This is a genomic window from Alphaproteobacteria bacterium endosymbiont of Tiliacea citrago (assembly GCF_964031065.1).
Lineage (GTDB): Bacteria > Pseudomonadota > Alphaproteobacteria > CAJXXZ01 > DAHXLG01.
Genome location: NZ_OZ034995.1, coordinates 188,748 through 209,566 on the forward strand (window position 1 = coordinate 188,748; position 20,819 = coordinate 209,566).

The window sequence follows — 20,819 nt, forward strand, 5'->3', positions numbered from 1 at the left end:
AAACCTGCAATTATTTTTATATATTGTATACTTATATGAAACATTTAATTTTTATTTTTTTTTTAATTAACATTAACGCTACTAAAACAAAAAGAGAGAAAGAACCCCTAATCTTTGCATCAAATAAAAAACAAAAAATAGAGAAACTAGCAAGTGAAGATTGTGAGCTTCCATCCCCCGAAAATACACAAGAGACAGATTCTATTCCTCTAACACCTAGCAACACACAAGAGACAAATTACACTCTTTTAAACGTGGCAAGACACTTAGATATAAAAATAGAAGATGAAAAAAAATTACATAACGCATTACCAGATGTAAAGCTTCTTATTGAAGTGTACAAAAAGTTAAAAATGCCAAAAAAAACGTTACACGATTATAAATTCACAATTGCAGCAAATATAAATCAACCAAGTATAAATTAATAAAAACAAACCTTGAATTAGTTGCAAAAAAAAACAACAATAAAATTATGATAAACAAAAAATTAATTTGTTTAGATACAGAAACGACTGGTTTAAACTCAAAAACAGAAAAAATTATAGAAATAGGATGTGTAGATATTACTAATGGAATAAACAATAAAAAAACATTCCAAAAATATATAAATCCTGAAATGCACATTTCTAGCAGAGTAAGTAAAATACATGGAATTACAGACGAAAAAGTAAAAAACTGTTTAACCTTTAAAGATTATGTAAATGAATTTTTAGATTTTATAAAAGATGCAACTTTAATTATTCACAACGCTAATTTTGATATTTCTTTTTTAAACGAAGAACTATTAAGATGCGAACTTCCTCCACTTAAAAACGAAGTTATAGACACTTTGATTCTAGCAAGATCTCGTTTTCCAGGAGAAAAAATAAATTTAGACTCTTTAATGAAAAAATTTAAAATTGTAATTGAAAGAGAATATCATGGAGCGTTGCTTGATTCAGAAATTCTAGCGCTTGTTTATTTAAACTTAACGCAAACACAAACTTCACTAACTTCAAAAGAAGATCAAAATGAAAAGAAAACAAATTCATATAGATCATCAATTAATAAAAAAAAAATATCAATAAACAAAAACGAAATAGAGAAAAATGATGCTTTTTTTAAAGAATAAAATGAAAATAATTATAAACGAAGAAAACAATGGAAAAAGGGTCGACCTAGCTTTATCTGAGTTATCTGATTTTTCAAGAAGCATGATTCAAAAAATTATTATAAATAAAAAATTATTATGTAACGAAGAGATAGTGCTTAAAGCAAACAAAACAACAAAAACAGGAGAAGAATATTTTTTAGAACCAATTGAAAGCAATTTTACTAAAATTACACCTGAAAAATATGATTTAGAAATTTTATTTGAAGATCAATATTTAATTATTGTAAACAAACCCGCTGAATTAATTATCCATCCAGGTGCTGGAAATTTTAACAACACACTTGTAAACAAATTAGCTTATCACTGCAGCTTATCAGATATAAACGGACCAGAAAAATTAGGAACAGTTCATAGATTAGATAAAGGAGTTAGTGGGTGTATTATATTTGCAAAAGATAATATAACCCATGCAAATATAAATGATCAATTTGCATCAAGAACAATAAAAAAAACATATTATGCAATCTCACATGGAACAACAAACAGCGAAAAACACTATTTAGAAAATTATATTTCAAGATCTAAAATTAACAGAAAAAAAATGGCAATTTCTGAAAAAGAAGGAAAACTAGCCCAAATGTATTTTAAAATAAAAAAAACAATTCAACATAACGATAAAAATCTATCCTTAATTGAATGTAATCCAATAACAGGTAGAATGCACCAAATAAGATTGCAATTATCAAAGTTTAAATTACCAATTGTGAATGATTGTTTGTATGGAATAAAAGAATGTCCCTCTATGAAAACTTTGTTTTATAAAAGAATGGGATTACATGCAAAAAACATAACTCTTATGCACCCAAAAACAAAAATAGAAATGAAAATAGAATCTCCGTTTCCAAAAGAATTTACAGATCTCTTTGAAATCTTGTAAACGCTTGTGTTTATTTTATAACTTCAATAATAGTACCTTGTCCAACGGTTCTTCCACCTTCTCTCATAGCAAAAGTTAAACCTTTTTCTATAGCAACAGGATATAATAATTCAATTGTAACCTCAGCAGTATCACCAGGCTTGATAAATTCTTTATCTTTTATTGCCACAATTTCACAAGTAACGTTAGTAGTAGAAAAATAGACTTGTGGCTTATATTTAACACCAAAAGCAGTGCTTCTTCCGCCTTCAGCTTTTGTCAAAGCAACCATATTTGCAACAAATTTCTTATGAGCTGTAACAGTCCCTGGCTTAGCAATAACTTGACCTTTTTTAACATCGTCACGACCAACACCTCTTAATAAAAAGGCAGCATTATCACCAGCTTCAGCTTGAGACAATTCTTTTCTAAACATCTCTACCCCAGTGACAATTGTCTTTTTGTTTTCTTTGTTTTCATGAAAACCAACAATTTCGACTTCTTCACCAACTTTTAATACGCCCCTAGCGACAACACCAGTAACTACAGTTCCTCGACCAGAAATAGTGTAAACATCTTCAATGAAAGCTTTAAAAGGCTTGTCTAATTCTCTAGCTGGTAATGGAATACTAGTATCAACAGCTTCCATTAGCTTCAAAACAGCGGCTTTTCCATAACCATCTGGATCTTTTCCTTCCAAGGCACACAAAGCAGAACCTCTAATAATAGTAGAATCTTTAAAACCATAACTACTCAAAACATCTTCAAGATCAGCTTCAACCATTTCCATAGTTTCTTCATCGACCATATCACACTTGTTCAAAAAAACAACAATAGCAGGAACACCAATTTGCTTAGCTAATAATAAATGTTCTTTTGTTTGTTGCATTGCACCATCTGTAGCAGCAACAACTAAAATACCACCATCCATTTGAGCAGCACCAGTAATCATGTTTTTAACATAGTCAGCGTGACCAGGACAATCAACGTGAGCGTAATGCCTATTAGCAGTTTCATATTCAACGTGAGAAGCAGAAATTGTAATACCACGAGCTCTTTCTTCTGGAGCCTTATCAATTTGAGAATAATCTGTAAACTTAGCACCACCAGCTTCAGCTAAAACTTTTGTGATAGCTGCAGTTAAAGTTGTTTTACCATGGTCAACGTGTCCGATTGTTCCAATATTAACATGTGGTTTTGATCTATTATAAACTTCTTTTGCCATTTTTTAATCTCCTAAAAAAACTGACATTTTTAGTGTTTAAAACGAGCGGGTGATGGGAATCGAACCCACGTAGCCAGCTTGGAAGGCTGGAGCTCTACCATTGAGCTACACCCGCATAAAAATTGGTGGAGAGAGCAGGATTCGAACCTACGAAGACTCTCGTCGGCAGATTTACAGTCTGCTGCCATTAACCACTCGGCCATCTCTCCAAACACACTAAAAGCGTCTATGAAAATAATGAACTTTTTTTTGAATCGTGTCAAGTGCAATAAAATTAAATTTTTTTCTCAAAAAATTCGCCAGCTAATTTTGTAAATTCTGAATTTGAAAACTTTTCTTTCATTGTGCTATATAGAACAAAAGATTTTTCTTCTAAACCTTGATTAAATAAAAATTCAATTAAAACATAATAAAAAACATCTAAATTATCAAAATCTTTTTTGTTAATACATTCAACACAATACCAAACTGACTCAATCCAACTTTCACCATACGGGCTGCTCAAAGATTCATTTAAAACTTTCAAAGCCAAACATTCTTTTGAAACTTTCATTAATTCAAAAACAGAATCAAGATAAGAATCATTAACTTGCATTTTTTTTAAAAAATAATTATCAGAAAATTTTACAGAAATACTATATTCAGACTCATTAGAATAATATTTGTTTCTAACTAAAAAACTGATTTTTTGAATGTTTTTTTCGTGCTTAAAGTTAACAGAAGCGATTCTCATATACTGCTGATTAACCTGACTATATTTTTCTATATCAAAAAAAACACAACATAAAACATACTTGTAGAAAAAAATCAACCTAGTTATTTCAAGATCATCGGAATATTTAAGCTGCAAGGAATCCAAAATATCAAAAGCCTTTTTAAACTCATTTTTTCTTAAAGTAACTCTAAAATAGGAAATAATACTAAAAACATCGTCTTCATTAAAATCAAAACAAGGAAAACTTTGCAAAAACTCTTTTTTAAACTGTTCCATTTTTGATAAAGAGCCCTTTGTGCTTTCATTTATTTTTTGAGACTCCACTTTATTAGAATGAATAAAAAAAACAAAAAAAAGACCAAAAATAAATAAGCTCTTTTTTTTCATAAAACACTCACCAAAGTTAAATGTGTTCTGTGTCCTTTTTTTCTTTCGTATCCATGTCTTCTAATTTTTTTAAAAGCAATAACTTTTTTATCCTTTTTATGTTCTTTTATTTTAGCCTTAACAGATGTCACAGAAAAATCCAAAGCTTCATCAGCCACAGTTGAAAGAACCTTTAAATCTATAACAGAATCAACCTCTGCATCAATTTTAGGTAAGGCCAAAGTTTTTCCTTTTGTTGCTAAATATTGTTTTCCACCCGATTCTATAATATACTTCATGAAAAAATTATATTATAACTTTATCAATAAAAAAAGATGCGATTTTTTAAGCCGGGTTCTGTTTAAGCGAATTATTAATCTTAAGAAAGATAAAATCTTTTATCTTGCGTCCCACCTTAGTTTTTTTTCAGAAGTTAAACTATTACTTGGACTTGCTCCGAATGGGGTTTTCACTAACAGGCTAAAATTACTCAAAGCCCTGGTAAGCTCTTACCTCACCTTTTCACCATCACTTTAAAAAAAAAGCTGTCTATTCTCTGTTGCACTTTCCCTACCGTTTTATAAAAAACAGCGCCAAAATTTCTTTGGCATTCTTTACTTCTGGAGCCCGGACTTTCCTCTTTTTATAAAAAAGCAATTCGCAAAATCGCACATTCAAAAGTATATCAGAAAAAAAAATATATATCAAAAACCTATTTAGAAGATAAAACTTCTTGAATTTTTTTTGAAATCTCTTCTTTAACGGTTTTTTTTATCAAATCATCCTTAGACTCCAAAGACAAAGAAATTAAAGATTTAATATAAGAAATACCTTCTTCTGAAGAGCAAAAAGAAACAACGAACCTAACAACTTCACTTTCAACATGAGAAATAACGTTTTTTTTCAAAAGATCTTCTTCTTTTTGTTTAGCTTTTTCACCTTTTTTTTTCAAAACAAAAACCATTTCATTGTTCGAAACATCATTTTTAACAAAAGAATCTCTTTGAGGCTCCTTTTTTACATTGGAACTATTTGTATCGCCATCTTTTTCATTAAACCCCTTATCTTTAGAGTCAACGTCTAAAGTTTTTTTTAGGTTTTTCAATAACCCCTCTATAGAATCATCACCAACACTCATGCTTCTTCTCCTAACAACATCTTACAATCTAATATTAAATCATTGTTAATTTTTTTATACAACACAATTTGCTCAAAAACCAAAACCAAATCTGAACAACATTCTAAACATTGTCTTATATATTTTAACCGATCTTCGATCTTTTTCTTTAAATTTTCTTTATCAAAATCAACTGTTTTTGATGTTTTTTGCTTTAAAAACATATGTTTTTTGATGTTTTTTGAGGCTTTTCTAATGTTTTTTTTAATGTTTCTTCTAACTTTAGAAATCTCAAAGCTGTTTTTTAGTGATATGTCTAAGGAATTTTTATCTTCAAAACTATTTCCAAAAATTAAATCAAACAATTTTAAAGAAACTGAAAAAGAAGGCTTAATATCAGGATAAACCTTTAAATTGAAATCGACAGAAACAAAAGAAAGATTAAATTTTTTATCTTTTTTAAAAGAAGCAGCTGTGTTTTTTAACGCAAAACTCATATCTTCTTGCAAAAAAGAAAAAACAAACTCAAAAGAAGGATAAAAGTTAGAGGAAGACCAAAAAGATTTTTCAATATTCCATCGGCTTTCCATTTCTGATTCCAAATCGTTTATATCTTGCTTTAAGTCATTTATTTCCTCAAATAAATCATCTATTTTTTCATTCAACCCTGCAAAATCTAATGAATTTTTTATTTTACTTAATGCTGAATAGCACTGTTCAATATCAGACTCAATGTTTAAAAGAGCCCATTTTTTCACCCTTAACTCATATGCTTTGTTTAAAAATTCAGATAAGTTATATGCTATTTTATTTAAAAAGTCAAATTCAACCTCATTTTTTTCTACGTTTAATAAAGACTCTACCATGGGTATCAAAGGAAAACTTACTTTAAAATCTGGCTTATCATTAATTTTAAAATCAGAAGATATTCTTCCAAAATCTTTGTTGTTTTTTAAGAAAGCTTGATTTTTTTTATTGCTAATATTAGAAAATTCGCGATTAAAAAAAGGCGACTGCATAAATTTTACCACCAAAAACTTATAATCTTTATCGAAAGACTTTTTAGAATTATTTTTTAAATCCTCAAATAATTCGTTTATTTTATTCGTTAAATCTTTTTGCTGTAACTTTTTGTTTTTTTTAGATTCATTCTTTTTTTTGAAAAATTCACTTTTTGGCGTGCAAGAAAAACTTTTAAACCCGATTAAAGAGAGAAAAACTATGTATTTGTTCATATTAGTTATTTTATAATTAATATTTCAAATTTTTAATAGTGCTAAAAACTTACAAATTAATTGTTTTTGTGTTTTTTTTATTAAAAGAATGGACTCAAATTTAATATGCGTCTATAATTCGACTTATGAAAAACATTATTGAAAGTTTAGAAGACTTTTTAAACGATCAAATTGATACTGGTTTAAAAATTGCACAAATTACAAAATGGGGCCGTCAAAACACTTTAAAAATAGATATACTATTAAAACTTAAAGGTGGGTTTGCTTCTTTACAAGATTGTGAAAACGTTCATAAATTAGTTTTAATTTGGAGTAAAAAAGAAAATATTGAAAAAAATCTAAATATATCTGTGCAAAGCGAATCAATTAATAAAATTTTATTTGATTTTGAAGATTTTGAAGAAAACATTGGAAAAAAAATCAAAATTGAAACCAAAACAAAAATAGAAGATAGACGTAATTTCACGGGCTTTTTAAAACAAATAAAAGATGGTATTATATATCTGAAATCAGAACATGAAAATTTGTCAATTAGTTTTGACCAAGTAAAAAAAGCTCAACTATTACTGATTTGAAAAAAGGACAAACAAGAGATTAGAATGGAAAATTTTAATGAAATTATAAGTGCGATAGCAATAGATAGAGGGTTAGATGAATCTGTTGTAAAGCAAATTTTAGAAGAGAAATTATTAGATTTTGCTGCCAAAAAATATGGAAATAGAGATTCTTTAAAAATACAAATTGATCAGAACGGATCTTTTGAAGTTTTTCTAGAAAAAAGAATTGTGCAAGATTCTAACTATTATTCCTTTTATGAAATAAAATTATCTGACGCTATTAAAAGGAAAAAAGATGCCAAAGTTGATGATTTAATCAAAGAAGTTCTTCCTTTTAATTTAGAAGCATTTGAAATTAACAAACTTTACGTTGAATTAAAACAACAATTAAACAAACTTCAAAAAGAAAAAGAATATTCGTTTTTTTATGAAAAGATGCACACTTTAGGCGTTGGATATGTTCAAAAACTGGATCGATCTGAAGCTATCATAAGTTTTCCTGATAACTCTGGAGAAGCTGTTTTGCCAAAAAACAAAATGCTTCCAAATGATATTATTAAAAAAAATTCTTATATTAAATTTTTTATTGAAGATGTTAGAAAAAATTTTGATAAACAAATATTACTTTCCAGAACTCATCCAAATTTTTTGAGAGAGCTACTTAAAAATGAAATTCATGAAATTGCAGAAGGCATTATTGAGGTTTGCAGTATTGCTAGAGATCCTGGTAGTTTATCGAAAGTTAGCGTTAGAACTAACAGAATGTCAATTGATCCAATTAAAATTTGCATTGGCGATAGGGGCGTTAAAATTCACAATATAACTAAGGAGTTAGCTGGTGAAAAAATTAGCTTTGTTCTTGCTGATAAAGAAGACAGGGTTCCTCAAAACATTGTTAATGCTTTTGCTCCTTGTGATGTTATTAAAGTAACTGAAATTAGTAAGAATCGGTATGAAGTTGTTGTTGCTGATCAAGATTTTAGCAAAGCAATGGGAAGAGGCGGGCAAAACGTATCTTTAGTTAAAAAACTATGTGGAGTTGCCTCTATAACATTGATCACAGAAGAAAATGAAAAAAACAACACTAAAAATCTTCTTCAAAAAAGAACTCAAGAATTGGTCGATCATTTACAAATCGAAGAAATGATGGCTCATCTTTTAATTTCTGAAAATTTTGAAACTGCAGAGATAATCGCGAATTCTTCTAATGAGGAAATTGCAACTTTAAACGGCTTCGATGAAGAGCTTGCAGAAACTTTAATTTTTAGAGCTAAAGAGTTTTTAGAAAAAGAAAGAGAAGCTCTAAAAAATTCACTAGAAAAAGAAAATAAAGATGTTTCTCTTTTTTCTATGCAAAACTTAACTACTAATCAAATTAAACTTTTAAACAAGAATGATATACTCTCTAAAATGGAGCTTTCCATGTTAGACGCTGTTGAATTAATGGAAATTTTTGATAAAGCTAATTTAAACTTAGATTTTGAAACTTCTTGCAATATCATTACACTTGCTAGAAATATAAAACCTAAAAAAACAGGAGGAATAAATGGCTGAAGATAAGACAAAGGATTCAAAAAAAATTTTGAAGTTAAAATTTGAAGCTCCTAAAAAAGAGTTGAATTCAGAAAAATCCATGGAAAAAGATGAAAAAAAACATCCTTCTGACATCAATAAAAGTATTGTTGATAAAAAAATAGAAGAATTAAATAACCCTAATACAAAGTTAATTAAAGGAATGCCTCAGGTTTTAACCGATGCTAACACAAAAATTATAACTAACAGATCTTTAAACAAAAACGATAATTCTTCTTCTTTTCGAAAAAAAACTTTTATACCAAAAAATGAGAATAAGTTTAACAAGCCTAAAAATGAAGATAGACAAAATTTTATAAAAAGAGATTTTAACAATTTTAATCGCAATAATTTTAATAATAACTTTCAAAATCCATCTAATTCTGGCTTTTTTAAAAGAGATTTTTCTAGCCCAGGTTTTAATAGAGACAATAAAGATCAGTTTAAATCTGGTTTTATAAAAAAAGATTTTCCTAGAACTGAAGGTGGTTTTAACAATAGAAACAATACTGGAGCTCAAAATAGATTTGGTCAAAACAATAACTTTTCTGGACAACCTTTTAACAATAGAAACAACACTGGATCTCAAAATAGATTTGCTCAAAACAATAATTTATCTGGACAACCTTTTAATAATAGAAACAACACTGGATCTCAAAATAGATTTGGTCAAAACAATAATTTATCTGGACAACCTTTTAATAATAGAAATAATACTGGAACTCAAAATAGATTTGCTCAAAACAATAAATTTGGTGGACAACCTTTTAACAATAGAAACAACACTGGATCACAAAATAAATTTGGTCAAAACAATAACTTTTCTGGACAACCTTTTAATAATACCAATAAATTCGCTGGTCAAAATAATTTTGATTCTAAGTTCAGTAAACCTGCTGTTTTTTTTTCCTCTTCTCCTTTTGAAAAGAAAAAAAGAAATGGCAAAAAAGAATCATCTAAGCCCAAATTAACTCAATTTTCCAATATTATAGGAAATAATTTTATTGGCAGAATAGAAGATTCAACTTTAGAAGATTCTGTTTATTACAAAGTTAAAAAAGGCAGAAAAAACAATTTTTCAAAGTCTAAAGCTGTTTTAAAAAAAACAATTGAGCTTGAAAATGAAATTTCTTTAAAAGAGCTTGCAAGTTTACTTTCAACAAAAATTGAAGAAATAGAATACCAATTGAAGTATATTGGATATGATGAAACTATAAACATAAATGCGCCTTTGAGCAATGAAATTTTAGAAATGGTTGCAACTTCTCTTGGTCATAAAGTTATTAGAAAAGATTCTATTAATCAAGAAAAATTTGATGTTTTTAGCATTAAAATAGATGAAAACACTGCTAAAAAAAGAGCTCCTATTGTTGCTATTGTTGGACATGTTGATCATGGTAAAACCTCTTTATTAGATAAAATAAGAAAAAGCAACTTAACTAAATCTGAAGTTGGTGGAATTACACAAAAAATAGCTGCTTATTCTGTTCATACAAAAAATGGAGATATAACTTTTATTGATACTCCTGGTCATTCTGCTTTTTCTAATATGAGAAAAAGAGGTATTAATTTAAATGATATCACAATTCTTGTTATTTCTTCTGTCGAAGGAGTAAAAGATCAAACAATTGAAGCTATTAAACAAATTCAGAAAACAAAAACTCAATTAATAGTTGCTTCAACTAAATGTGATTTGCCTGGATCTAATATAGAAAAAATTAAGCAAGAATTATCTAAACATGACGTTTTAGTAAAAGACTACGGTGGGGATATTGAGCTTATTGAGGTTTCATCTGTTACTGGTCATAACGTAGAGTTATTACTTCAAACAATTTTAGTTTATGCTGATTTAATTGACCTCAAAGCAAACTATGATGCAAAAGCAATTGGTGTTGTTTTAGAATCAAAAATTGACATAAAAATAGGAACTTTGTCTACTATTTTAATTCAACAAGGAACACTAAAAATTGGTGATGTTTGCTCTACCTTAAAAACCTTTGGAAAAGTGAAAGGAATGTGGAATGATATGCATAAAAGCATAAAAGAAGCTACTCCTGGTATGGCCGTTGAGGTTTTGGGTCTAAATGATTGCCCTATTCCTGGTGATAATTTTGCTGTTTTAGATCATACTTTTGCTACGGAGTTAACTAAAAAATCTGTTTCTCAAGAATCAATAAGTTCAATTAATGAAATTGAAGATTTTTTTGCAACTGAAAAACCAACTTTATACTTAATTTTAAATGCAGACACTCAAGGCGCTTTAGAGGCTTTAGAACACACATTAAACAATTTAGATGTTGAACATAGTAAATATAAAATAGTAAAAAGATCTGTTGGAAAAATTAAAGAATCTGATATGGATTTAGCTAAATTAACTAATTCTATGATTCTAAATTACAATTTAAGCATTAGCAAAGACATAGAGTTTTTAGCTAAAAACGATAATATTTTGATTTGCTCTAGTAAAATAATTTATGAAATAGAAAAAAAAGTTCAAGAAGAATTAGAAAAAATGATCACTTTAATAGAAGAAGAACTTTATACAGGAACAGCTGTTGTAAAAAGAATCTTTAAATCATCCAAAATTGGAAATATTTCTGGGTGCATGGTTATAGATGGAAAAATTTTAAAAGGTGCTGTTGCTATCGTTCTTAGAAAAGGTAAAGAAGTGTTTAAAGGAAAAATTGAATCTCTCAAAAAATCTAAAGATGAGGTAAAAGAAGTTGCAAACGGCCTTGAATGCGGAATTTTTGTAAATTATAAAGAAATTTCAGAAGAAGATGAAATTAAATGCTATAAAATAGAATATAAAAGACCAACTTAATGAATTCATTTAGTTTATATATTCATTGGCCTTTTTGTATAAAAAAATGCCCTTATTGCGATTTTAATAGCTATGCTTGGAAAAATGATCCAGAAGAGTGGACCACTTTGTTAATTAAGGAAATTGAATTTTATTCAGAAACTTTTAAAAATTACAAAATTAATACAATTTTTTTTGGGGGTGGTACTCCTTCTTTAATTCCTTCTTTTTTAATTGAAAAAATATTAAATAAAATTAAAGAATTTTGGAATATAAAAGGGATTGAAATTACCATAGAAATTAATCCTTCATCTATTGAAACTGGAAATTTAGAAAACTTTCTAAAAGTTGGTATTAATAGATTTTCAATTGGCGTACAATCTTTAAGCGATATGGATTTAAATTTTTTAGGAAGAATTCATTCTGCAGAAGAAGCAAAGAAAATAGTAACCGAAGCTTCTAAAATTTGCAACAATGTTTCAACCGATTATATTTATACGCTTCCTTATGATGATTTACCAAAATGGAAAAAAGATTTAGATAAAATTTTAGACTTTTCTTTACACAATAATATAAAACATTTATCCTTATATCAATTAACAATTGAAGAAAACACGCAATTTGCTCATGATGTTAGAGTCAAAAAATGGATTCCTATGAACCAAGATAAACAAAGCATTTTATATAGATATACTCATAAAATTTTTCATAAATTACATTGGAACCAATATGAAATTTCTAATATATCTCAATCTATTGAATATGAAAGCCAACATAATTTATGTTATTGGAATTATAATCAATATTTAGGTATTGGGCCTGGTGCACATAGCCGAATGATAATTAATAATCAAAAATATAAGTTTAATAATTATAAAAATCCTAACAAGTGGAAAGAACAAATAAACAACACTGTTGAGAAAAATCAATTTGTAGAAGAATATGAGACTTTATCATTAAAGGACCAAACAATTGAAAAAATGCTAATGGGGTTTCGATTAAAAAAAGGAATTTTTTTATATGAAAATGAATTAAATTATGTAAATAAAACAAATTTACAACTATTAATTGATAAGAACTTTATAAAAAACAACAACAATGTTTACACTCTTTCATTAAATGGTAGATTAAAACTTAATGCAATTTTAAGAATGTTAATTGAAGATTAATGTTCCACGTGGAACATTTAAGTTGCAATTTTTTAATAACAATTCAAAAAACTCTTTCCTTACTTTATAAACGATTTTAATAAAAATCATTTCAAATCAATAATTTTTTAATAATGTTCCACGTGGAACATTTTTTATTTTTCTATTAAATAATCATAGATATCTTCTTCTTCATCATTATCTATTGATTGCACTTTTAACAATATAATTAATTCTGTTTTTTTTGCTTTTTTTGCTTTTTTTGTTAATTGAGTTTCTTCATATGATGATGTATCAATTAATCCACCTATTATTGCATATTGTCCATCTCTTAAAACTAACACACTTTCCATTTCTCTTGTTTTTATTATAGGTATTTTTGATTCATTTTTTTTATTTCCTTTAGAACATGAAACAAAATCATATCCAATATCTTCAATTTCTTTACTAACTTCTGTTACTGTCGGTTTTATATAAAGTTTTATTAAGTTGTTTTCTAATTTTACAACATGAACAGAAAAAGTTACTCCCACTGGATATGTAACAAAATCGGTTTGCTTATTTGTTGCTCCCACTTTATATTTATCATTCATCACTGTTTCTGATTTAAACTTAAAATAAATTTTGTTTTCAACTGATTTAAAAATACCAACATGATTGTTAGAAATTAATAAATATGGATTAGAGATTGAACTTGTTTTTCCATATTTTACTAAAAAATTTAAAATGATATTTTTGATTGTTGAAACTCCAAAATCCGATACAAAAGTAAGCATATTATTTTTTACACCTCCAGTGAACATACTGTTGGGTAATTTTTCGTTTATATCTTTGCTTAATTTATCAAAATCAACACCGAACGAAAATTCATCAAACAATTCAATTTCTAATACTTTTGCTTCTACTAAAACTTGATCGTTTAATCTTTTTTTTATTGAATTTAAAAATAATGAAATTTTTTTATGAATTTTTTGAGGTGCAACCACTGAGATAATACCAGCTTGAGCATTAATTGTAAAAGTATGATCTTTTGTTAAAATTGCAGTTAAATTATTAGATATCATTTCATAATAATTATTGTTGTTTTTATAGAAACTTTTAGAAACATTTCCTTTTGATTGATCTCCAAACGAATGATCTACTGACGTTGAAAACTCTGTTCCTATAGATGATGATAAATTTCCTAAATAATAATTATGAAGATATTGAACATCTTCTTCTATATTTGCATTTAAATCATTTATAATTATCTTATTATTTAATTGATGACATATTTCTAATAAAACATTAATAAAAGGCTTTTTATTAGCTTTATAATTTATTTTGAGCTCTTTATTAAAGCTTAAAGTTACTCCCAATGAGGATGCGATTTTTCTTAGAACAACGGCACAATCTACTTCATCCGTAAACATTACAGAACACGGCTGCAACCATTCTTTTTTTATACTTAATTTTTTTTCTTTTTTAGGAATGATATTAAGCGTTTCTTTTTCTTTTTCAATTATAGTCAATGGAGCTTTAATTTTCTTTTTTTCACATCCAGTTAATAAAAAAAGAGCAATTAACAAAAGTAAAAAGTTTTTATTTTTCATATAATAAATATGATACATTAATTAGTAATATTGCTCTATTCAATAAAACAAATAATGCATATTTATAATCTGCTAATATTTGTTTTTTTAATAACATAAAATATAATTTTTATATGAATTTTATTAATTTTTATAATCAATATTATTATTTGTTTGTTTTTATTTTATTATTTATTTTATCTTTACAGGATTTTTATTCGTTAGAAGTTGATATATTAACATTTACAAGTGCAATTTTATTATTATTATCAAATATACAAAATTATTTTTCACTTTTTTTTTCTTTAACAGGAATGATTTTAATCGTTTTTTTATCAAAATTTTATTACAAAAAAGATTTATCTTCTTTTGCCGATTTAATATTAATTGTAGCTTGTAGTTCACAAATAAAAACATCAAAATTAGGTTTTTTTTTGATATTAATTAGTTTTTTTTCTTTAATTTATTGCTTGGTTTTCAGAAAAAACAAATTCCCTGCAATTCCATTTATTTCGATTGCTTTTTTTTCTATAAATATATTTAAATTTTTTTCTAATTTAGAACTTTTTTTGTTGTTTTAATCTCAGAATTACTTAATAAAAAAATTATTCTCTTCAATTATTTTCCAATTTACATTTTTATATGGTTTAATAAAAACATAATGATTTTTAAAAATTAAATTAAATAATTTTATATTTATATCTATAAATAAATTATCAGAAGCATCATATTTAGATAATTTTTGCATAAAATCAAATATTAAGAAATTAGTGCTTAAAACATGGCCGTTTTCACAATGAAGACATCTTTCATAATCTAAATCAAAAACACTTAATCCTTTTCTTTCTCTTGAAAGCTGCAAAACACCTAAAGCATTAATTGGCAAAATTTTTATAGAAGCTTTATCTTTTTTAAAAGCCTGCTTAAATTTTTCATAAATTTTATAAATCTTTTCTTCTTGTTCCATATCAATTAAATCAATAGCAATAATACCACCCAAATTTCTTAAAATAATTTGATCAACAATAATATCGACCGCTTCTAAATTTATATTAAAAGAAGTTTCTTCCATCGTTTTTCCTTTTGTATTTTTTTTAGAATTAACATCTATTGTTATCATCGCTTCTGTTTTTTCAATTATTATCGAACCATTCGAGGGCAATAATATTTCTTTTTTATATAAGGAATTCAACTGATTTTCAATCAAAGTTAAAAATTTTATATCTTTTTTTATTTCAATTGAAGGAAATTTAATAAAGTTATTATCATTATAAGACTTAAGTAAATCATAATTTTTTTTATTATTCACAAAAACTTTTTCAATTAAAAAAATTGAATATGATCGCAAAACTTGAACTAAATCTTCATTTTTCATCAATAAATTGAAAGAATTTGCTTTTTTAAAAGCTTTATAGATGTAATGATATGTTTTTTTTAAAGATAAAAAATCTTCTTGTATCTCATCTATACAAGATTCTGTCGCAGAAGTTCGAACTATCACTGTTCCTTCTTCAGCCAATAATTTTAAAAAAGACTTAATTAAAATTCTTTGATCAGCTTTTATATTACTTGAAATACCATGATCACCATTTCCAAAAGGCATATAAACACAAAAAATACTTGCAAAAGTAATGTTATTAGTAAGTTTTAAGTATTTAAATTCTAAAGAATCTCTAATAACTTGAACCAAAATTTTATCACCTTTTTTTATGAATTTTTTTAATTTTTTTGTTTCTTTATCGAAATATTTATAGCTTAATTGTTTAAAAGGCAAAAAACCAATTGTGTCTTCAGCAATTCGAACAAATATACTTTCCAGGCTATAATCAACTTTTTCAACAATACCACAATAAATATTGTTTAATTTTATATTGTTATTCTTATCTAAAACTTTATATTGTAAAATTTTATAATTTTCATCCAATAAAATTACGGTGGTTTTAAACCCTTCAATATCATTAATAAAACAAAAATTTTTAAGAGATTGCATTGATATAATGTTATTTAATAAAATGCATTTAGGAAAGCATCTTTCTTGGGGGAGAAAAAAGTGTTTACATCAGTAATAAAAAAAAAGGGGAGACCTTGTAAATTTGTTGAAAATACCAAATATTTAATTGAAAAAAAAGAATTTTTGTTTGGATCTAATTCAAAAGCTAAATATATGAATATAGTGAATGTAGCTTATAACTCAAATAAAATAACAGCGGAAGAAAGAGATATGGCCACATATTTAGAAACTTTATATTTTCATATGAAAAAAGATATAGGTGTAAAATCAATTCCAAAAGCATCACCAAGCACCTGGACAGTAAAAATTAAGTTTTCATATAATCAAATCATCAAAAGCAAAGAAAAAGCATTAAATGACTGGAATTTGGTAAAAAATTATATACAAAAATTTGAACCAATGATTGCTTCAGAATTTTTAAGCTTAATCTGCGATCATCATAATTATGAAGAGTTATTAGCATTAAAAATGAATTTTCAAATTATGGATATACTAAAAAAAGGTTTATCTTGCATTAAAAAAATGTTTAACAATTATTAATTATTAATTTTTCTTTAAAAAAACAATTAATTTTCGTATTATAAGAAGATGATTAGTTACGAATTTTATGCAAAATCCCCAGTGTTGTTTAAAAATTATATTATTTTTTCAACAAACAACTCCTTATATAAGTTTGACAAAGAGTTAAAAACAGTGGAGAATTTATTAATAACAAATAATGAAATTAAACATTTAAAAATCAGTAATGATAATTTAATTTTTGTAAGTGAGTTTGAAGGCGGCCCTGATTTATATATAATGAACCTAAACACAAAGCAAGTTTCAAGATTATCTTTCACAGAAGATGCATTTATCAAACCAATTTATTTTCATAATGATCAAATTTTATTTATTTCAAGCGAATATTCAGCTATTAGTAGCCATCAAACTAATACTTATGAAATAAACATTCAAACAAAAGAAATTAAAAAAATTAATTATCATTCTATTTTTGCATTAACAAAGGATGAAGATGATATTTATACCCAAAAAGATGAATATGGATACCTATCCTGGAAAAATTATAGAGGTGGCTCAAGAGGTAAAATTTATAAAAATGGAGAATTATTAATAGATCTTCCTGGTCAAGCAATTTCTCCTGTTTTTTATAAAAAAAGAATTTATTTTATATATGAAGATAACAGCGATACAAATATTTATTCTTGCGATACAAAAGGAAAAGATTTAATAAAACACACCAATCATAAAGAATTCAAATTGCAAGGATTGGAAATAAAAGACAATGAAATTATTTATACTCAAATGGGAGAAATATATGTTTTCAACATTGAAAAAAATCAAACAGAATTAATTGAAATAAATTTAAAAATACAACAACCAAATAAGAAACAAAGTCTACATACACAATATTTAACAAGCATTGATAACAATGAAGAAAAAATAATTTGCGCTATCAGAGGGAATCTTTTTGAAAAAAATTTATATTCAGGTGGATTAAAACAAATTACATCAGAATTAAGATATGTGCATACGGGTTTTTTAAATGAAAAAATTTTTGGAATAAAAGAAGGAAGAGAAACAGAATTACATATTTTTGAAAATGAAAACATCATAAAACATAAGTTAGCATCACAAAAAATAGAACATATTGCAGTTTCAACAAAAGGATTCATAGCTTTTTCTAACCATAAAGGAGAACTATCTATAATTAATGAAAAAGGAGAACAACACTTGATAACTCAAACTGTAAAACCTATTGATAATTTTGAGTGGTCAAAAAATGGAAATTGGTTAGTATATGAATTACCAAAAGCCAACTCTTCTGCGATTGTTTTATTTAATTTAAAAGAAAAATATAATTATTATGTTATAGATGATGAATATCAAAACACAAATCCAACAATAGATCCAGAAAATAATTATATAGCTTTCTTATCTAATAGAAATCTTCAAATAAAAATGGACGAAGTGAAATTTGATTATAATTTTGATATAAAAACAAACGCCTTTTATGTACCTTTAAAAGAAAATTTTAATATATTAAAACCATGGATAATAGAAAATAAAGAATTAAAAAAAACAGATCCAAATCAAAAAGAAGAAGAAAATGAAAAAGATAAAAAAGAAGAAAATCAAGATCAAGAAGAGCTTTTTGAACTAAAAAACATCTCTGATAAAATCAGCCCATTAAAAATTAACCATAAATTAGAAGAAATTTATGCTTTAGAAAACCAAATTTTAGGTATAATTTCAGATGAAAAAAGGGTTGTTTATAACTTAAAAACTTTAAAAGAACAAATAATTCAAGAAAAACAAGAAGCAACAATAATAACGAACAACAAAAAATCAATTACAACAATAAATGAAAACACAGTTTTAATTTCTGATATAAATGAAAAAGCAGAAGAAGATAATTGGAAAACATCCAAATTTGATTTAACTAATAAATATTCTAAAACAGAAATCAAAAAAGAATTAGAAAACATATTTGAAGAGTTAACATGGTTTATGGAAGAATTTTTTTGGTCGAAAGAAATAATCATAGATTTCAAAGAAAAAATTCAAGAATACAAAAAATTTTTACCACGAATTAATACAAAAGCTGAACTATATGAAATATTAAAACAAATTCAAGGTGAAATGAAAACTTCGCACTCTTATATATTTCAATCATATAAAACAAGTAATAAAGGATATTTAGCAATAAAAACTAAAGAAAAAGAAAATAAAATAGTAATTGAAGATTATATAATCTCTACAAGCAAAACAAAAGAGCACCCATTAATTTTAGAAAATATAAAAAAAGGATCACAAATTTTAAAAATAAACGGAGAAGAAACAACAAAATCAAACATAGAAGAACAATTACTAAATCAAAGCAATCAACACGTTTCATTAATAATTGAATCACCAGAAAAAGAAGTAAAAGAATATGATATAAAAACAATTGATCTTTCAACACATAAAAAATGGAACTATGAAAACTGGATAAAACAACAAGAAGAGTATATAAACAGCAAAAATGCAGATATAGCGTATATTCATATAAAAGATATGAGTAGTGCTGGATTCATAAATTTTTTCAAAAAATACATATCACTACACGATAAAAAAGCAATAATAATAGATGTAAGATATAACGCAGGAGGACACGTATCAACATTAATTTTAGAACAATTAACAAAAAAAAGAACAGGAATAGATATACCAAGACATTTTGCAAAACATTCAATTCCAAACTACACAACAAATGGAAATTACGTGCTTTTAATTAATGAAAACACAGCATCAGATGGTGAAATTTTTGCAGAAAATTTTCGTCAAATGAAATTAGGAAAAATAATAGGAAAAAGAACCTGGGGAGGAGTAGTAGGAATTTGGCCAAGATATAATTTAATAAACAACTTAACAACCTCTCAACCAGAATTCGCAACAATCTTTTTTAATGCAAAACAAGAAATAGAAAATCATGGAGTAGTTCCAGATATAGAAATAGAAAACTCAATAACAGAAGAAATTACCCCACAAAATGATAATCAGCTAAATCAAGCAATTGAAATTTGCAATACATTTAAATAAAAAATTTTAAAATTGTTCCACGTGGAACATTAAAAATTAAAATAACAAAAAAAAATAAAACAAACAGAACATATATAAAAAGAAACAAACAACAAATTAAAAATGTTCCACGTGGAACATGACAATATAAAAAAAGCTCAATAACAAAAATTCAGTTATATGAAAAAAATTCACCAGATAAAATATAGAAAAGTTAAAATAAAATTGTTCCACGTGGAACATAAAAAAATTATTCCTCCCTATAAGGAAGAATAGATAAAAATCTAGCAGTTTTAATAACTTTAGAAACCGATCTTTGAATTTTAGATTGATTTTTAGGTGGCTTCTTATTAAACAAAGCCCCTTTTCTTTCAGCTATTCTAGCTTGTTCACCTAAAAATTTAGATAAAGTATTAGGATCATCGTAAGAATAAAATTTATTTTTATTTTTATAAGCATCAGTTTCATACTGATTAGAAAAAATACCATAAGATTGTTTTTTAGGATTAGCCAAAGAAATCAACACTCGCAAAACATCAGATTCAAGAGAAATTTTTTTCTTAATAATATCAACAATAGAAGGGGAAGATTTAGTGTATAAACAAACATAATATCCTTTAGAATTACTTTTATCATTAATAGGATAACTAAAAGACCTAATTTTAGTAAAAGAAGCCTCAACAACTTCAGCAACTTGAACAGTAGAAGTATTTTCATCAGAAGGATTAACCGCTAATTTTGATCTTTTTTTTGAAGTTTGATATTCATCTTTTTTTTGAACAATTTCAGTCTCAATAATAGCTTTTAAACTACTTAATTTTTTTTTAACTTCATCTTCAGAAAGGTGTTGATGCAAAATTAAACAAACTTCATAATTTCTTTTACCATCACCGTATAATTCAACTAATCTTTTTCTAGCCAACACTAGCTCC

18 protein-coding genes, 2 tRNA genes and 1 other RNA gene are annotated in these 20,819 nt (G+C 26.0%); 10 read left to right on the forward strand and 11 right to left on the reverse strand.

Annotation, left to right across the window (positions count from 1 at the left end; translation table 11 throughout):
- Positions 1-35 precede the first annotated feature (35 nt).
- From AAHM83_RS01075 to AAHM83_RS01085, 3 genes are read left to right on the forward strand one after another with little or no spacing between them, the layout of a single operon-like run.
- Complete coding sequence (locus tag AAHM83_RS01075; protein ID WP_342262175.1) at positions 36-425, forward strand: hypothetical protein; 390 nt, start codon at positions 36-38, stop codon at positions 423-425.
- Between the two features lie 47 nt (positions 426-472).
- Positions 473-1,111, forward strand: a complete 639-nt coding sequence (dnaQ, locus tag AAHM83_RS01080) for a DNA polymerase III subunit epsilon (protein ID WP_342262176.1) — start codon at positions 473-475, stop codon at positions 1,109-1,111.
- Complete coding sequence (locus tag AAHM83_RS01085; RefSeq protein ID WP_342262177.1) at positions 1,092-2,030, forward strand: RluA family pseudouridine synthase; 939 nt, start codon at positions 1,092-1,094, stop codon at positions 2,028-2,030. Before dnaQ ends, AAHM83_RS01085 begins: the two co-directional genes overlap by 20 nt.
- Before the next feature lie 10 nt (positions 2,031-2,040).
- On the opposite strand, the gene tuf is transcribed toward AAHM83_RS01085, so the two are convergent.
- From tuf to AAHM83_RS01125, 8 genes are all read right to left on the reverse strand, one after another.
- A complete protein-coding gene (gene tuf / locus AAHM83_RS01090; protein ID WP_342262178.1) occupies positions 2,041-3,234 on the reverse strand; it encodes an elongation factor Tu in 1,194 nt (397 codons plus the stop codon).
- Between the two features lie 44 nt (positions 3,235-3,278).
- Positions 3,279-3,349, reverse strand: a tRNA-Gly gene (locus tag AAHM83_RS01095).
- Between the two features lie 8 nt (positions 3,350-3,357).
- Positions 3,358-3,443, reverse strand: a tRNA-Tyr gene (locus AAHM83_RS01100).
- Between the two features lie 65 nt (positions 3,444-3,508).
- A complete protein-coding gene (locus tag AAHM83_RS01105) occupies positions 3,509-4,336 on the reverse strand; it encodes a hypothetical protein (protein ID WP_342262179.1) in 828 nt (275 codons plus the stop codon).
- Positions 4,333-4,614 carry a 50S ribosomal protein L21 gene (gene rplU / locus AAHM83_RS01110; RefSeq protein ID WP_342262180.1) on the reverse strand — a complete coding sequence of 94 codons (282 nt, stop codon included), beginning with the start codon at positions 4,612-4,614 and terminating at the stop codon, positions 4,333-4,335. The genes AAHM83_RS01105 and rplU overlap by 4 nt, the downstream gene beginning before the upstream one ends.
- A gap of 31 nt (positions 4,615-4,645) precedes the next feature.
- Positions 4,646-4,988, reverse strand: an RNA gene (rnpB, locus tag AAHM83_RS01115) — RNase P RNA component class A.
- 39 nt (positions 4,989-5,027) lie between these two features.
- A complete protein-coding gene (locus AAHM83_RS01120) occupies positions 5,028-5,453 on the reverse strand; it encodes a hypothetical protein (protein ID WP_342262181.1) in 426 nt (141 codons plus the stop codon).
- Positions 5,450-6,667 (reverse strand): hypothetical protein, encoded by a 1,218-nt coding sequence (locus AAHM83_RS01125; protein WP_342262182.1) that lies wholly within the window; start codon positions 6,665-6,667, stop codon positions 5,450-5,452. Before AAHM83_RS01125 ends, AAHM83_RS01120 begins: the two co-directional genes overlap by 4 nt.
- A gap of 125 nt (positions 6,668-6,792) precedes the next feature.
- Here AAHM83_RS01125 and rimP point away from each other — a divergent pair, with 125 nt between their 5' ends.
- The 4 genes from rimP to hemW are packed head-to-tail and all read left to right on the forward strand — an operon-like array spanning position 6,793 to position 12,768.
- Positions 6,793-7,242: a hypothetical protein gene (gene rimP / locus AAHM83_RS01130; RefSeq protein ID WP_342262183.1), complete on the forward strand. Its 450-nt coding sequence runs from the start codon at positions 6,793-6,795 to the stop codon at positions 7,240-7,242.
- Between the two features lie 24 nt (positions 7,243-7,266).
- Positions 7,267-8,778, forward strand: coding sequence for a transcription termination/antitermination protein NusA (locus AAHM83_RS01135; protein ID WP_342262184.1), 1,512 nt, complete (start codon positions 7,267-7,269; stop codon positions 8,776-8,778).
- Positions 8,771-11,620: a translation initiation factor IF-2 gene (infB, locus tag AAHM83_RS01140; protein WP_342262185.1), complete on the forward strand. Its 2,850-nt coding sequence runs from the start codon at positions 8,771-8,773 to the stop codon at positions 11,618-11,620. The genes AAHM83_RS01135 and infB overlap by 8 nt, the downstream gene beginning before the upstream one ends.
- Positions 11,620-12,768, forward strand: coding sequence for a radical SAM family heme chaperone HemW (hemW, locus tag AAHM83_RS01145; RefSeq protein ID WP_342262186.1), 1,149 nt, complete (start codon positions 11,620-11,622; stop codon positions 12,766-12,768). The genes infB and hemW overlap by 1 nt, the downstream gene beginning before the upstream one ends.
- Positions 12,769-12,902: 134 nt before the next feature.
- On the opposite strand, the gene AAHM83_RS01150 is transcribed toward hemW, so the two are convergent.
- Positions 12,903-14,339 (reverse strand): hypothetical protein, encoded by a 1,437-nt coding sequence (locus AAHM83_RS01150; protein ID WP_342262187.1) that lies wholly within the window; start codon positions 14,337-14,339, stop codon positions 12,903-12,905.
- Between the two features lie 113 nt (positions 14,340-14,452).
- Here AAHM83_RS01150 and AAHM83_RS01155 point away from each other — a divergent pair, with 113 nt between their 5' ends.
- A complete protein-coding gene (locus AAHM83_RS01155; RefSeq protein WP_342262188.1) occupies positions 14,453-14,899 on the forward strand; it encodes a hypothetical protein in 447 nt (148 codons plus the stop codon).
- A gap of 8 nt (positions 14,900-14,907) precedes the next feature.
- On the opposite strand, the gene AAHM83_RS01160 is transcribed toward AAHM83_RS01155, so the two are convergent.
- A complete protein-coding gene (locus AAHM83_RS01160; protein WP_342262189.1) occupies positions 14,908-16,308 on the reverse strand; it encodes a ribonuclease E/G in 1,401 nt (466 codons plus the stop codon).
- A 60-nt stretch (positions 16,309-16,368) separates the two neighbouring features.
- Between AAHM83_RS01160 and AAHM83_RS01165 the strand changes: the two genes are divergently transcribed.
- Entirely contained in the window at positions 16,369-16,869 is a 501-nt protein-coding gene (locus AAHM83_RS01165; protein WP_342262190.1) for a hypothetical protein, read from the forward strand.
- A gap of 48 nt (positions 16,870-16,917) precedes the next feature.
- The gene (locus tag AAHM83_RS01170) at positions 16,918-19,908 is read left to right on the forward strand and encodes a S41 family peptidase (RefSeq protein ID WP_342262191.1); all 2,991 of its coding nucleotides are present in this window, start codon (positions 16,918-16,920) and stop codon (positions 19,906-19,908) included.
- 229 nt (positions 19,909-20,137) lie between these two features.
- Here the strand turns inward: AAHM83_RS01170 and AAHM83_RS01175 are convergent, their stop codons facing one another.
- Positions 20,138-20,812, reverse strand: coding sequence for a 30S ribosomal protein S6 (locus AAHM83_RS01175; RefSeq protein ID WP_342262192.1), 675 nt, complete (start codon positions 20,810-20,812; stop codon positions 20,138-20,140).
- Between the last annotated feature and the right edge of the window lie 7 nt (positions 20,813-20,819).

What these genes read in the sequence shown, in the direction of transcription:
- infB (WP_342262185.1), top strand. Translation starts at nt 8,771, where the DNA reads ATGGCTGAAGATAAGACAAAGGATTCAAAAAAAATTTTGAAGTTAAAA.
- AAHM83_RS01160 (WP_342262189.1), bottom strand. Translation starts at nt 16,308, where the DNA reads ATGCAATCTCTTAAAAATTTTTGTTTTATTAATGATATTGAAGGGTTT.
- AAHM83_RS01105 (WP_342262179.1), bottom strand. Translation starts at nt 4,336, where the DNA reads ATGAAAAAAAAGAGCTTATTTATTTTTGGTCTTTTTTTTGTTTTTTTT.
- AAHM83_RS01075 (WP_342262175.1), top strand. Translation starts at nt 36, where the DNA reads ATGAAACATTTAATTTTTATTTTTTTTTTAATTAACATTAACGCTACT.
- AAHM83_RS01170 (WP_342262191.1), top strand. Translation starts at nt 16,918, where the DNA reads ATGATTAGTTACGAATTTTATGCAAAATCCCCAGTGTTGTTTAAAAAT.
- rimP (WP_342262183.1), top strand. Translation starts at nt 6,793, where the DNA reads ATGAAAAACATTATTGAAAGTTTAGAAGACTTTTTAAACGATCAAATT.
- AAHM83_RS01150 (WP_342262187.1), bottom strand. Translation starts at nt 14,339, where the DNA reads ATGAAAAATAAAAACTTTTTACTTTTGTTAATTGCTCTTTTTTTATTA.
- tuf (WP_342262178.1), bottom strand. Translation starts at nt 3,234, where the DNA reads ATGGCAAAAGAAGTTTATAATAGATCAAAACCACATGTTAATATTGGA.
- AAHM83_RS01085 (WP_342262177.1), top strand. Translation starts at nt 1,092, where the DNA reads ATGCTTTTTTTAAAGAATAAAATGAAAATAATTATAAACGAAGAAAAC.
- rplU (WP_342262180.1), bottom strand. Translation starts at nt 4,614, where the DNA reads ATGAAGTATATTATAGAATCGGGTGGAAAACAATATTTAGCAACAAAA.
- AAHM83_RS01120 (WP_342262181.1), bottom strand. Translation starts at nt 5,453, where the DNA reads ATGAGTGTTGGTGATGATTCTATAGAGGGGTTATTGAAAAACCTAAAA.
- AAHM83_RS01155 (WP_342262188.1), top strand. Translation starts at nt 14,453, where the DNA reads ATGAATTTTATTAATTTTTATAATCAATATTATTATTTGTTTGTTTTT.
- hemW (WP_342262186.1), top strand. Translation starts at nt 11,620, where the DNA reads ATGAATTCATTTAGTTTATATATTCATTGGCCTTTTTGTATAAAAAAA.
- dnaQ (WP_342262176.1), top strand. Translation starts at nt 473, where the DNA reads ATGATAAACAAAAAATTAATTTGTTTAGATACAGAAACGACTGGTTTA.
- AAHM83_RS01125 (WP_342262182.1), bottom strand. Translation starts at nt 6,667, where the DNA reads ATGAACAAATACATAGTTTTTCTCTCTTTAATCGGGTTTAAAAGTTTT.
- AAHM83_RS01135 (WP_342262184.1), top strand. Translation starts at nt 7,267, where the DNA reads ATGGAAAATTTTAATGAAATTATAAGTGCGATAGCAATAGATAGAGGG.